This window comes from Niastella yeongjuensis (genome assembly GCF_900110245.1).
GTDB lineage: Bacteria > Bacteroidota > Bacteroidia > Chitinophagales > Chitinophagaceae > Niastella > Niastella yeongjuensis.
In genome coordinates this window covers 773,685-786,528 of the sequence record NZ_FOCZ01000001.1, presented here as the reverse complement: position 1 = coordinate 786,528, position 12,844 = coordinate 773,685, and the positions used below count along the sequence as shown (strand labels likewise).

At 43.8% G+C, this 12,844-nt stretch carries 13 protein-coding genes; 7 read left to right on the top strand and 6 right to left on the bottom strand.

Annotated elements, in window-relative coordinates:
* Window positions 1-21: 21 nt before the first annotated feature.
* Window positions 22-1,539 carry a glycoside hydrolase family 32 protein gene (locus BMX95_RS03590; RefSeq protein ID WP_081198795.1) on the bottom strand — a complete coding sequence of 506 codons (1,518 nt, stop codon included), beginning with the start codon at window positions 1,537-1,539 and terminating at the stop codon, window positions 22-24.
* A gap of 243 nt (window positions 1,540-1,782) precedes the next feature.
* Between BMX95_RS03590 and BMX95_RS03585 the strand changes: the two genes are divergently transcribed.
* Together BMX95_RS03585 and BMX95_RS03580 are read left to right on the top strand one after the other, a co-directional pair.
* Window positions 1,783-2,355, top strand: a complete 573-nt coding sequence (locus tag BMX95_RS03585; protein WP_081198796.1) for a peroxiredoxin — start codon at window positions 1,783-1,785, stop codon at window positions 2,353-2,355.
* A gap of 73 nt (window positions 2,356-2,428) precedes the next feature.
* On the top strand, window positions 2,429-3,028 hold the full coding sequence (locus BMX95_RS03580; protein WP_081198797.1) for a carboxymuconolactone decarboxylase family protein: 600 nt from the start codon (window positions 2,429-2,431) through the stop codon (window positions 3,026-3,028).
* A 65-nt stretch (window positions 3,029-3,093) separates the two neighbouring features.
* On the opposite strand, the gene BMX95_RS03575 is transcribed toward BMX95_RS03580, so the two are convergent.
* The 5 genes from BMX95_RS03575 to BMX95_RS35615 all read right to left on the bottom strand — a co-directional run bounded on the left by BMX95_RS03575 (window position 3,094) and on the right by BMX95_RS35615 (window position 7,179).
* Complete coding sequence (locus BMX95_RS03575; protein WP_081199856.1) at window positions 3,094-4,005, bottom strand: ROK family protein; 912 nt, start codon at window positions 4,003-4,005, stop codon at window positions 3,094-3,096.
* A 27-nt stretch (window positions 4,006-4,032) separates the two neighbouring features.
* Window positions 4,033-4,758, bottom strand: coding sequence for a 3-deoxy-manno-octulosonate cytidylyltransferase (kdsB, locus tag BMX95_RS03570; protein WP_081198798.1), 726 nt, complete (start codon window positions 4,756-4,758; stop codon window positions 4,033-4,035).
* Between the two features lie 85 nt (window positions 4,759-4,843).
* Window positions 4,844-5,662: a sterol desaturase family protein gene (locus BMX95_RS03565; protein ID WP_081198799.1), complete on the bottom strand. Its 819-nt coding sequence runs from the start codon at window positions 5,660-5,662 to the stop codon at window positions 4,844-4,846.
* Between the two features lie 182 nt (window positions 5,663-5,844).
* Window positions 5,845-6,960, bottom strand: a complete 1,116-nt coding sequence (gene dnaN, locus BMX95_RS03560; RefSeq protein ID WP_081198800.1) for a DNA polymerase III subunit beta — start codon at window positions 6,958-6,960, stop codon at window positions 5,845-5,847.
* An 84-nt stretch (window positions 6,961-7,044) separates the two neighbouring features.
* Window positions 7,045-7,179, bottom strand: coding sequence for a hypothetical protein (locus tag BMX95_RS35615; protein WP_262493564.1), 135 nt, complete (start codon window positions 7,177-7,179; stop codon window positions 7,045-7,047).
* 245 nt (window positions 7,180-7,424) lie between these two features.
* Here BMX95_RS35615 and BMX95_RS03555 point away from each other — a divergent pair, with 245 nt between their 5' ends.
* The 5 genes from BMX95_RS03555 to BMX95_RS03535 all read left to right on the top strand — a co-directional run bounded on the left by BMX95_RS03555 (window position 7,425) and on the right by BMX95_RS03535 (window position 12,567).
* Complete coding sequence (locus BMX95_RS03555) at window positions 7,425-8,747, top strand: type III secretion system chaperone family protein (protein WP_081198801.1); 1,323 nt, start codon at window positions 7,425-7,427, stop codon at window positions 8,745-8,747.
* A gap of 62 nt (window positions 8,748-8,809) precedes the next feature.
* A complete protein-coding gene (locus BMX95_RS03550; RefSeq protein ID WP_081198802.1) occupies window positions 8,810-9,907 on the top strand; it encodes a trypsin-like peptidase domain-containing protein in 1,098 nt (365 codons plus the stop codon).
* A 1-nt stretch (window position 9,908) separates the two neighbouring features.
* Window positions 9,909-10,394, top strand: coding sequence for a regulatory protein RecX (locus BMX95_RS03545; protein WP_081198803.1), 486 nt, complete (start codon window positions 9,909-9,911; stop codon window positions 10,392-10,394).
* Between the two features lie 709 nt (window positions 10,395-11,103).
* On the top strand, window positions 11,104-11,829 hold the full coding sequence (gene cmoA, locus BMX95_RS03540; RefSeq protein WP_081198804.1) for a carboxy-S-adenosyl-L-methionine synthase CmoA: 726 nt from the start codon (window positions 11,104-11,106) through the stop codon (window positions 11,827-11,829).
* Between the two features lie 63 nt (window positions 11,830-11,892).
* A complete protein-coding gene (locus BMX95_RS03535; protein WP_207631531.1) occupies window positions 11,893-12,567 on the top strand; it encodes a methyltransferase family protein in 675 nt (224 codons plus the stop codon).
* Window positions 12,568-12,844 lie beyond the last annotated feature (277 nt).

The window sequence follows — 12,844 nt, the reverse complement described above, 5'->3', positions numbered from 1 at the left end:
CCACTCAGACCATGAACCATCCTATTGCCAGATGGTATGCAACGGCCACACTTTTGCCGAGATAATACGAGTAACCCCGTTTTCACTAAAAAATGCAATTCCGTCGAGACTGGCATATGGGAAAAGCTGGGTAGTTAATACCACCTCGCCATCATTGGCATATACTTCCAGGATACTTTTATCTAAAAAGGCATGCAAACGCAGTTTGCCATTCTGCAACGGAACCCGGGTAACAGCAGACGAGACATTGGCAAACTGTTTATCGAAATCAACATTACCGGTTTTTGAACGGTTGACCGTTACCTGTTGACTGGCGGCATCATAACTTATAATAACAGCCCGTCCATCAGCGGCTGCCAGTTTGATGCCGCAAATACCTGCTTTGGCTGGTATGAGTTCCGCACCCAGTTCAAGCACCTGGCCTTTGGCCGGAAAGGCTTCCTCTTTGCTAATGTCTTTGTTTTTCCATTCAGTAGGAGCGGCCCGCAGGGTTTGCAGGGCCTTTACCGGTTGTTGCAAAAGCGTAAAGGTATTGCTGGTTTTTTTTAAGCGCAGCGAGCGGGGCAGTGACATCGCGCTTCGCCAGGGCGAGGTGGGGATGGCCTGCGCGTATTTCCAGTTATTGGCCCAGCCAATCAGAACCGGGTCCTGACCGGGCGGCAGGTTATTATAAGTGATGCCGGCATAAAAGTCAGGCCCATAATCGGGTCTCAGTATGGTATCGGCCGGGTTTTCATTGTGGAAAACGGTGCCGTCAAACGTTCCCACAAAATATTGCATGGTGAATTGTTGTGAATTCAGAAGCACCCATTTGCTTTTGCCCGGCTGGCCATTGATGGGCACCTGCAACAGATCGGGACATTCCCAAATACCACTGATATCACCGGCCGGGCCAAAATCACTCAGGTGCGACCAGGTTTTCAGATCCGGTGAACCATGAAACTGCATAATATGCTCATTTGGTAAAACAGTCACCATGATCCATTTTCTGCCGGGTTCATACCAGAATACTTTAGGATCGCGGAAATCCTTTTTATGCAGATCGAGCACGGGGTTGCCGGTATATTTTGTCCAGGAACGGCCATCATCGAGGCTGTAAGCGATGTGCTGGGTTTGCAGGTAATCGTCGGGTTTTGATTTATCGGGAATGATGTGCGCGGTATACACGGCTACCATGGGAATTTGTCCTGGTTTTTGGGCAAACCCACTGCTGTTGTTTTTATCCACCACACAACTACCGCTGAAGATCATGTTCTTTTCATCTTCAGGAATAGCCAGGGTCAATGATTGCCAGTGTACCAGGTCTTTACTAACAGCATGTGCCCAACTCATATGCCCCCAGGTATTGCCCATGGGGTTGTATTGGTAAAATAAATGGTATTCCCCTTTATAATATACCAGGCCATTGGGATCATTTGTCCAGTTATGAGGCGGAGAGAAATGGAACTGCGGGCGGTAAGCTTCTTTATAGGTTGGTTTGCTTTGTGAGAAAAGACTAACAGGCAACAGGCCCATTAATAATACCAACGTGTTTTTCATAAACAATCGTTTTGGGTTTTCTAAATCTACTCATTTTAGCAGACATCACAGTCATAGACAAAATCTATCGTTTTATAGAATAATCCTATAAATATCTATATCGTTTTTTATCATCTTTGCGGCCATCTAACCAAACTCTCCGCCAGCCGGCGGACCACGATTGCCTCCCAGCCAAATGAAAGTTGAATAGCGTTAAGCTTTATGCTTCGCATAATATATTATTGTAAAAAACCAAACCCATATATGAGTAATAGAATTTTGTCTATTGGAAGTCAGTTTCCGGCATTTAAGAAGAAAGCAGTAGTATCTATCGAGAAAGGAAAAGAGTTGACTGAAATAACCAACGAGTATGCCAGTGCAAAAGGTAAATGGATGGTTATGTTCTGGTGGCCTAAAGATTTCACATTTGTATGTCCCACTGAAATCGCAGAATTCAACAAAAAACACGGCGAATTCACTGATAGAGATGCCGTATTGATCGGTGCTTCAACCGATTCAGAATATGTGCATGCAGCCTGGAGAAGAGATCACAGTGACCTGCGCGATCTTAAATTCCCCATGCTGGCTGATACATCTAAATCACTGGCTGAAGAACTGGGGATCCTGGACCAGGAAGAAAAAGTGGCCCTGCGCGCTACCTTCATCATAGACCCACAAGGTATTATACGTTGGGTAAGCGTATATGACCTGAATGTTGGCCGTAATGTACAGGAAGTGGTTCGTGTACTGGATGCTTTGCAAACAGACGAACTGTGCCCCTGTAACTGGCAAGGTGGTCAGGAAACACTGAAAGACGTTGAATTGACCATGAATTAATTTTCACTCTTTGGAGAACTATATACAGGGCCGGTAAAGCCGGTCCTGTTATTTTAAAAGCTAAACGTAAAACATGAGCCAGGGAACCCTGATACAAAATGAGACGTTCAACAATATGTTGAATGATCTGCAAATACCTGACTATACGCCTTCTGCCACTGCACAACAATTGATACAGGTAGAATCGAGGTATATAAAGGATCTGAAGATCAATGTGAGTAATGTGCTTAACAACACGCAATACCTGAATAAAAAGGAAGCGTTGTTACTGGCATATGGGGTAGCTGTAAATGAAAAGTTCGATCTGCTGAAAGATACCTTTTATAAACAGGCACAGGAAGCCGGCGCTACCGATGCCGAACTGGCTGAAATTGTTTCGTGTACTTCGCTGATGAACGCGAACAATATCTTCTACCGGTTCCGTCACTATGTGAAGAAGGATTTTTATACCAATACACCAGCCGGTATAAAAATGAGCATTATGATGAACCCAGTTTTAGGGAAAGAATTTTTTGAACTGGTGAGCCTGGTGATCTCTTCCATCAATGGTTGTGAAATGTGCATTACTTCGCACGAACATTCCATTTTACAACATGGTGGTACCGAAAGCCGCATTCTGGAAGGGGTGAAGCTGGGCGCGATAATAAAGTCGTTGATAACTGTTTTGGCGTAAAAAAATATTGGTTCCCTCCTCGCCTCCCCCTAATGGGGGAGGTTGGGAGGGGGGCCTAATTCGTTTTAAGCAACCAGTGCTGCGGCACCAAAAACGCCGGCACTGTCGCCCAGACTGGGTTTTAGTATTTGTACGTCAACCCGGTTATTGAATATGAATTTATGCAGAGATTCCATACCGGCTGTGTAAATGCTGTCGATATTGCCTACACCGCCACCCACCACAATTACATCGGGATCGAGCAGATTGGTAATTACCGAAACGGCTTTTCCGAAGAAGTGATTCAACCGGTCGATGGTTTTAACGGCTGCGGGATCATTCCCCTGCAGGGCATGGGCCAGGATATCTTTTAATGAAAGCATGGAACCGGTAATGCTTTTATAATACCGTTGCAATCCGGGGCCCGATAACACGGTTTCCACACAACCTGTTTTTCCACAATAGCAGGGACCGCCTGATTCATCGAGGAAATTATGACCCCATTCACCGGCAATACCATGTTTGCCATTCCATACCTGACCATTTACAACAATACCACCGCCAACACCTGTTCCCATAATTATCCCGAATACCAGTTTGGCTTCGGGTGCTTTTTCTTTTACCACACCCCAGTGGGTTTCGGCTAAAGCGAAACAGTTGGCATCGTTGGCCAGCACACAGGGAACCCCCAGTTTTTCTTCCAGGTCTTTTTTCAGGGGCTGACCGTTCAGGGCTGTGCTATTGCAATTTTTCATGGTTTGCAATATGGGGTCCAGTACACCGGGAGTACCCAGCCCAATGTGGGCCGGCTGCAAGCCCGATTGCTTTTTCATTGTTTGAACCAGCGTCTCTATCTGGCCAATGATGTGCTCATATCCCTTGTAACCTTCCGTATCGATGCGGGTCCTTAAAATGGGTTGTGGATTATCTAATGAAGGAACAATTACGCCTTCTATTTTGGTTCCTCCCAGATCGATACCCCAAAGTGGTTGCGTCATGGTGTTGGTTGTTTTTTTCAGCAATCGTTATAAAAGCCGGGCTGCTCTTTCCAGGTCTTCGGGTGTGTCTATTTCAACACCCATATATTCTGTTACTACCATTTTTAATGGTACGCCGTTTTCGAGATAACGGAGACATTCAATTTTTTCGGCTGCTTCCAGTGGAGTCATGGGCCAGGTGGTAAAGCTCATGAGGGCATCTTTGCGAAAAGCGTATACCCCAATATGTTCATAATAGGTGGGTTTCGCTTCGTTATTGCGCGGATAGGGAATGATGCTTCTGCTAAAGAAGAGCGAGTTCATGTTTTTATCAACCGCTACTTTCACATAATTGGGATCGGCAATAAATTGCGGTTCTTTCAACACCTGCATCAGGGAGGCTACCTGCACTTTTTCCCCCGCTTCGCCTTCAAATACCTGTAATAGTTTCTGTAATGGTTCCTTTTTTACAAACGGTTCATCGCCCTGTACATTTACCACAATATCAGTCTCCATATCGGCCACTGCTTCGGCTATGCGGTCGCTTCCGCTTTCGTGTTGCTGACGGCTCATACACACTTTGCCGCCATTTGACGCGATCTCATTAAAAATAATATCACTGTCTGTTACCACCCATACTTCATCAAATAAACCGGTGGCTACGGTATTATCATAGGTATGCCGAATAACAGTTTTGGTTCCCAGCAGCTGCATTAATTTGGCAGGAAACCGGGTTGCCGCATAGCGGGCCGGGATCATTGCAATTTTTTTCATCGCGATAAAGATACTGGTTTAGCAGTTAACCAGTTTACGTGTTAACCTGTTAACAGGTTAACACGTCGACATTTCAACCTCGCGACTAGTAATCAGTCTTTATATTTTTATTGAACGGAAGTTTTAATTGGTAACCCAAACTCTCATCCGTTTTTCCATCCAGCACATCCAATCCATATTTTAATTGTTTTGGATCAGTGTAGGCAAAAGTGCCAAAAAGCCGGTCCCAGAAAGAAAAGATGTTGGCGTAGTTGGTATCGGTAAACGGGCGTTTATAATGGTGATGCACCTTGTGCATATTGGGAGAAACGAAGATCCAGCTGATGGGTTTATCCAACCAGAGCGGCACCCGGATATTGGCGTGATTGAAGTGTGTGAAAATAGCCGATACGCTGCGGTACAGGAAATACATGCCAATGGAAAGCCCCATTACATATACCCCAATAATAGTGAAACATTCCCTGAAGATCCATTCGCCCGGGTGGTGCCGGGTTCCGGTAGTAACATCAACCTTGGTATCGCTGTGGTGGATCATATGAAATTTCCACATGAATTTTACTTTGTGCATCAGGTAATGCGGGGCATACTGCGCAAAGAAATCCATAAAGAGCAAACCGATGATGATATTTGCCCATACAGGCAGGTTGAACAAATTCAGTAATCCAAAATGATTATCGGTAACCCATCTACAGGCTAAAATGGTGATCGAGCCTAATAAGATATTCAATATGACCGTGGTGGTAAGAAAAACCAGGTTTACGCCGGCATGTTTGTACCGTTTCCATGAGAATGTAAAAAGCGGATAATGGCCTTCTACCAGCCAGAAGAAGATCATACCACCCAGCAAAATGGCCATGCGTTGCCAGGAGGCAATATGCTCCCAAAAGTTCATAAAAGCATTCATATCGCCAATCGTTTACCAGTAATTTACGCATAAAATCCCGGCCGGAACAGAAGAGAATCAGCTATAAAATTTTGATACTTATAAGGGGCTAAAGATGATGTAAAAGTGAAAAAGGAGTACAATAAAAAATCCCGCAATAAGCGGGATTGATTTATGAAAAACGAGATATATAAAAATAGCGATCAGGTGTTCAACATTAATGGCATTACCAGCATCATCAGTTCTTCATTTTCATCCTGGTCGCCGGGGCGGATGATACCGGCTTTAGTTGATGTTGATAACTCAACCGTTACATCTTCGGTATCGGTGGCGCTCAGCATTTCGATCAGGAATTTGGCGTTGAATGCGATTTGCAGGTCTTCGCCATTGTACTGACATTTCATGCGCTCATTACCTTCAAACGAGAAATCGATGTCCTGCGCTGTCAGTTGCAGCTGGCTGCCGCTGATGCTTAATACAACCTGGTTGGTGCTTTTATTACTGAAGATACCCACACGACGCAAAGCGCCCTGGAAATCGGTACGGTTTACAGTCAGTTTGTACGGGTTATCTGAAGGAATTACTACTTTATAATCAGGGAAACGGGCATCGATGAGGCGACAGCTTAACTGCGTGGTGCCATGTATTACAAACAGGTGATTGCTGTTGTAACTGACAGTCAGCTCATCATCGTTTACCGGCATAGCTGATTTTAACAGGTTAAGCGGTTTTTTAGGAACGATGAGGGAATCAGTTTTAGGACAGCTTACATCTGTGCGTTTGTAGCGAACCAGGCGGTGTGCATCCGTAGCAACAAATTGCAATCCTTTTGTATCCATTTCGAAGAAAACCCCCGTCATGGCCGGACGCAGATCATCGTTACTAACCGCGAACAATGTTTTGTTGATGGCAGTAACCAGGGCTGCTGAGGAAATGGTGAAAGAATTGGTCTCATCAGCTACAGGATCCTTGGGGAAATTATCGGGATTTTCACCCATTACTTTATACTTACCATTATCGCTGGTTATTTCAACCGCGTAATTTTTGTCAATATTGAACGTGAGCGGTTGCTCAGGAATGTTCTTTAAAGAATCCATCAGTATTTTAGCCGGGATACAAACGCGGCCGGTATCTTTCGCTTCAACCTCCAGCTGAATTTTCATTACCGTTTCCAGATCAGTTGCCACTACTGACAGTTGATTCTTTTGTACATCAAACAAAAAATCTTCCAGGATCGGCAGTACCGTATTGGCATTGATCACCCCGCTAATCTGTTGTAATTGTTTCAATAAAGCCGAAGATGAAACGATAAACTTCATATAACTGATTAAGATTTGAGCAAATATAGGGTTATGACTGAATAATTTACCCGCTTTTTTTAAAACACGAAATCCACAAATACGCTATCTTGCCTGCCAGCGGTATTGAAATACCGGCACCTGAAATGTGTTCCGGTTGCTGATTTCAATGAATACCACTTCCCGAACCGTAGCAATGATCAGCAGGCCGTTACTCCGTTTTACAACAAAACGGTCCATTCAAGCAGTAAACGGCAGGCTTGGTTAAGGTGGCTTTCCCACATAATATCATAAAGGCGGGTTTTCGTTCCTGTACAGCAATTTGCTGAACATGTCTTTTAGCGTTACCCATTGAGCATTAAGGAGTAAGCGGTATTGGGTATTTTTCAGAACCGCTGATTAAAAGTTAAATAGACAGCAATTTTATTAGTCATATACTGTTTATATAGGTTCCCGATCTTGCAATTAAAACGACATAACCTTATATGTTTGACAAATTATTCGGACGTGGTAAAAAAAGTCCGGACCAGGCACTTCAACCAGACATCCCTTTTGGCCGCTATTCCGACAATAATAAAACGGTTGAAAAAGTGCGCCGTTGGACTGAGGCCGACGATCTTTTCAAACAACAATCTTATTATGATAGCATTGCCGCATTTTTCGACTACCTGGCCGACGATAAGGTAGGTAATGTTATCCTGAACCGAAATAACGATCGTGGCACCTTTCAGTTATACCAGGGCTCCAAGATCGTTAGAGGCGAATTTGACCGGGAAGGCCTCAAAGCCGAAATTACCCTGGCCAGAATGCCACAGGCCAGCATACCGGTTATGCGCCGCCTGCTGGATATGAACTTCAACCTTTATTACAGCCGGTTTGCCCTGGATAATGACCGCCTGTGCATGCGGTTCGACAGCGATATAAGTGCCGCCAATCCCAACAGACTGTATTACGGTTTAAAGGAAATGGCCATTAAAGCTGATAAACTCGATGACCTGCTGGTACAGGAATTTGCTGCCCTGCAAACGATAGATACCGAACATATAATTGGCATTCCCGATACAGAAAAAGAGGTGAAATACCATTTCATGCTCACCTGGATCAAGGAAACGCTTGACTATGCAGCCACCCTGGAGGCCGATAAATTTGCCGGTGGAATTGCTTATCTGTTACTGGCGCTTGCCTTCCGCATCGATTTTTTGATCTGCCCCGATGGTAAATTATTGATCGAGCTGGAAAAGATCGTGGAGATCTATTTCCGCAAAGAAGAAAAAAGTACAGAGGAGCGCAACAAGGGCATGATCGAAGGGTTTAAAAAACTGCTCAGTAAAACAAAAGAAGAGGTATATCCCTACCTGTTCCGTTTAAAACATACATTCTCTATGGTGCTGCCGCAACATCACACTACCGTTGTGGATGCCATTAATAAGGCGGCGCAAAATGTGATCTGGTACCGCGATAACGATTATACGCTTATTGGCAATAATGTAATGGAGTACGCCCTTACGTTCAGCCAGTATTCATACAGTTTGCCCAAACCCCTCAGCGATCTGGTATTGTTATATATGCAGATCAATTATCGCTCGTATTTTGAAGGGCTGGGATTTAGCGTTCCTTATTATGATGCCCAGTCGGGTCAGTTTGACCGGGAGCGTATAAACGAACGAATTATGCAGATCATGGAAACCTGGCAGGCGAAGTACCCCCACCTGGTGTTTAATGTAGACAGGCTGCAATTCCAATCCCTGCTACTATTCAACAGCAGCTTTAATACAGAGATCACTACCTTAAATTTCGACGCAAACTAATTTTTAAACAGACAGGTATCGGCCAATGCGCCGAATGCCTGCTGGTGCAAAATATTCAATCAATGGTTCAGGATATAATAGGCCAGTTTCAAACCGCCATCATACAAATTTCCACCCAAACCGGTACAGGTACCGGCTTTTATGTAAAGGAATTCGATCTGATAGTAACCAACGATCACGTGGTGCATGACAATGCCGAGGTTACCATTGCCGGCAAAACTTTTGAGAAAACCTTGTCCCGCGTTTGGTATACGGATCGCAAACACGACCTGGCTTTTTTACAGGGACCTGCTAATGTGGACATTCCTGAAATTCGGCTGGGCCAGTATGAAGGTTTGAAAGATGGCGATGAAATATTGGCCATCGGTCATCCCTATGGGCTTAAATATTCCGCCACCCAGGGCGTTATTTCAAAAGTTGACCGCATTCTTGGGGGCTTAAAATTCATCCAGATAGATGCGGCCATCAACCCCGGGAACAGCGGTGGCCCGCTGGTGAATACCATGGGGGAAGTGATTGGCGTGAATTCGTTCAAAATACAGGGAGGCGATAATATGGGGTTTGCCTTACCGGTAAATTACCTGCGCCAGGCCCTGCAATTATATGCGCCGCATAAAGGTATCAGCAGCAGCCGTTGCCATAGTTGCGATTACCTGGTACTGCCCGAAAACATCGATTCTGAAAAATATTGCCCGGTCTGCGGTACCGAGGTAACACTGCCTAAAATGCCCGAGCAGGAAGTAGTACCAACCGGTATTGCCAAAACCATTGAAGATATTTTACAGGAACTGGGGAAAGACATCAAGCTCTCCCGCGAAGGTGTAAACCGCTGGGAAGTACGCGAAGGCAGTGCCAAAATAAAGATCACTTATAATGCTGAAAATTACTTTGTGGTAGGCGACGCCTATTTATGCCAATTGCCAACAGATGCCCTGAAAATAAAACCACTGTACCAGTTCCTGCTGCAGGAAAACTACCGTACCAACACCCTGGTATTAAGTTGCCAGAACGAGAACATTGTTCTATCGTTTATTATGTATGATATGGACATTACTAAAGAGGGCGGTTTAAAAATCTTCGAAAACCTGTTTAAAAAAGCTGACTATTACGACGACCTGCTGAAGAATGATTTTGGTTGTTTGAATAGAATTGAGGAATAATATGTTTCAAAAAAAGCAGCAGTTAAGCAAAGAGCAGGCCTTGCAAAAGCTACGGCATTATTGCGCTTACCAGGAACGCTGCCATGCAGAGGTGAAAGAAAAACTATATTCATTCGGCTTACGCAAACAAATGGTGGAAGAGTCAATCGCTCAGTTGATCGAAGAAGATTACCTGAACGAAGAACGTTTTGCCATCCAGTTTGCCGGCGGCAAATTCCGCATGAAGCAATGGGGAAAGGTAAAAATAAAACATGCCCTGATACAAAAACAGGTAAGCACCTATTGTATAAACAAGGCCATGAAGGAACTGGATGCAGAAGATTATGAAAAAACCTTACATAAACTCGCCCGGCAAAAATGGGACACCGTAACAGGCGTAGGCGTTAATGGATTTGTGAAAATGGCGAAGACTACTGATTATTTATTGCAAAAGGGATTTGAACCGGAACTGGTGAGAATGGCGGTGAATGAGTTGAAGGAGGGTTGATCAGTTGACGAGTTAACCATTTAACAGGTTGACACGGGATAACACATAAAAAAACCTCCCTCGGCTCAGCCGGGGAGGATAATTAATTAAGGAGATCCTTGGTAAACAATTGGTCTTTCAGGATTGGACAGACTTTTCACGGATTTTGGACAGATGGTTTTTCACCTATTGGACCCTGATAGCTTTCAAAGAGTACTTACTGGTTCTTTTCGGAATAATGGATTTCGTTAACAGTTAACGATACAAAGATGCTACGGCCATCCCCTATTTCAAACCAATTGCCTGTTTAATTGGGCCGGGTTTGTATTAAACTTATTTTGATTTAGTGGCATACCCTTAGACTACTTATTTTACTAACAGTGACCGGTGTCTAAAAAGTGCGAAAAATACGACCGGCTTTAGCAGTGAGCTTATCTTAAAATCTCATTAATAAATAGCAACTACGCTTTGATCCATTATACATTGTAATATCTTGTTCTGTCTACACAATTTGCCATTTTGTCTATTTCAGGATATATCGCGTCGAGTTTTAAATAGACGAGTTAATCAATTTGGCGCAAATCGATAGACCCGGCCAGGCTGATTTGTACAATAAATGCCTGTTTTGAAGCGCTTTTCTGGTATAATTATTTGTGACATAATAGCAATTACCGGCACTGATTGCCGTCCAACTATAAACTATCATTAAGAAACCAAAGAAACCAGATCAATGCTAAAAGACGAAGTCTTTAAGGAACAGACATTACCGGCCGACTTTAAGTTTAGTAAAAAAGTGGCCGATGTATTTGACGACATGGTGAACCGCTCGGTTCCCTATTATGGCGAAATGCAACGTATGATTGCTGAATTGGCCGCCAATCACGCACTTGATGGAACCAATGTATACGATCTCGGTTGTTCAACAGGTACCTCATTTTTGCTGATGGATGAAACGATCTCAAAAGACATCCGGTTTGTTGGCATCGATGATTCTCCGGAGATGCTGCAGAAATGCAAGTCAAAACTCGATGACGCCGGAATCAGCAGACCCTATGATCTGATAGTTGGGGATTTGAATAAAGGCATTGAGATCAACAATGCATCTGTGGTGAACCTTTGTTTAACCCTTCAGTTTGTACGGCCGCTTTACCGCGAAAGATTATTGAAAACAATCGCAGATGGTCTTGTTACCAATGGCGTACTGATCATAGTGGAAAAAATACTGGCAGAAGAGAGCAGTTTTAACCGCGATTTTATCGACTACTACTACAATTACAAAAGGCGGCAGCATTACAGCGAAATGGAAATATCGCAAAAGCGGGAAGCGCTTGAAAATGTGTTGATCCCCTATAAACTAAGCGAAAACATATTGATGCTGCGGGAAGCTGGTTTTTCGCATTGTGAAATATTTTTCAAATGGTATAACTTCTCAGGCATCATCGCCGTAAAAAACTAAACGCAATACATAAGAATGATCTCGATCGGCAATTTCTTTTTCCGATACAGGAACTTTTTATTCATGTTTCTGTACGTAGCGCTTTTTATTCCCTCTACCCCGCTTTTTTCACCTGCAGTGTTTGGTGAGAACTATTATATCTTACCTGTATTAATTGGATTGATCATTACCGTTAGCGGCCAGCTGATCAGGGGCGCTACCATTGGCCTGGCTTATATTATCCGGGGCGGTAAAGAAGGAAAAGTATATGCCGAAGACCTGGTGACCAGTGGTATTTTCAACCATTGCCGCAACCCCCTGTATGTGGGAAATATTTTGATGTTGTGCGGAGTGGGCGTATTGTCGAACTCCCTGTTGTATGTAGCGGTATTTATACCCTTTTTTCTTTTTGTATACCAGGCCATCGTACTGGCCGAGGAAAATTTTCTGCGAAGCAAATTCAGTGTAAAATATGATCAGTATGCCGCCACTGTAAACCGCTGGGTGCCGAGCCTGAATGGATTATCGGCTACCTTCCACAGCATGCAGTTTAAATGGAAGCGCTGGGTGCTGAAAGAATACAATACCCAATACATCTGGCTCAGCGGTATTACTCTTATATTATTGTTTAGGTATCCTGAGCTTACCCATTACGATGCCGGGCTTCGAAATACCTTACTGGCAATTATTTTACCCCTGTTGGGATTTGCCTATTTATTTGTGAGGTATTTAAAGAAATCTGGAAAGATGAAAGAGTAGAAAAGGGCTGGTATTTAGACGAATGGAGGCAAAGAAGCAGTTTCAGGTTGCAAGTTACAGGTTCCAGGGCTTTTACTTAAGTTTTGCCCTTGCAACCTGAAACTTGTAACCTTTTCTTTTATTGACCAATGTCTGCAGTCTGGTCTATTGCCTTTTACGATAAATTTGTTCCTAAATCTACAACCCACCCGGCCGTTGGATCAGTTCATCGGCGAAACCGTCAATTGATGCGCACATCATTAAACCAGGTACAAAACAATTGTAATTTAATTGCAAA

Bases quoted from the DNA above. Each gene is read 5' to 3' on its own strand.
- BMX95_RS03590 (WP_081198795.1), bottom strand. From the start codon at position 1,539: ATGAAAAACACGTTGGTATTATTAATGGGCCTGTTGCCTGTTAGTCTT.
- BMX95_RS03585 (WP_081198796.1), top strand. From the start codon at position 1,783: ATGAGTAATAGAATTTTGTCTATTGGAAGTCAGTTTCCGGCATTTAAG.
- BMX95_RS03580 (WP_081198797.1), top strand. From the start codon at position 2,429: ATGAGCCAGGGAACCCTGATACAAAATGAGACGTTCAACAATATGTTG.
- BMX95_RS03575 (WP_081199856.1), bottom strand. From the start codon at position 4,005: ATGACGCAACCACTTTGGGGTATCGATCTGGGAGGAACCAAAATAGAA.
- kdsB (WP_081198798.1), bottom strand. From the start codon at position 4,758: ATGAAAAAAATTGCAATGATCCCGGCCCGCTATGCGGCAACCCGGTTT.
- BMX95_RS03565 (WP_081198799.1), bottom strand. From the start codon at position 5,662: ATGAATGCTTTTATGAACTTTTGGGAGCATATTGCCTCCTGGCAACGC.
- dnaN (WP_081198800.1), bottom strand. From the start codon at position 6,960: ATGAAGTTTATCGTTTCATCTTCGGCTTTATTGAAACAATTACAACAG.
- BMX95_RS35615 (WP_262493564.1), bottom strand. From the start codon at position 7,179: ATGGACCGTTTTGTTGTAAAACGGAGTAACGGCCTGCTGATCATTGCT.
- BMX95_RS03555 (WP_081198801.1), top strand. From the start codon at position 7,425: ATGTTTGACAAATTATTCGGACGTGGTAAAAAAAGTCCGGACCAGGCA.
- BMX95_RS03550 (WP_081198802.1), top strand. From the start codon at position 8,810: ATGGTTCAGGATATAATAGGCCAGTTTCAAACCGCCATCATACAAATT.
- BMX95_RS03545 (WP_081198803.1), top strand. From the start codon at position 9,909: ATGTTTCAAAAAAAGCAGCAGTTAAGCAAAGAGCAGGCCTTGCAAAAG.
- cmoA (WP_081198804.1), top strand. From the start codon at position 11,104: ATGCTAAAAGACGAAGTCTTTAAGGAACAGACATTACCGGCCGACTTT.
- BMX95_RS03535 (WP_207631531.1), top strand. From the start codon at position 11,893: ATGTTTCTGTACGTAGCGCTTTTTATTCCCTCTACCCCGCTTTTTTCA.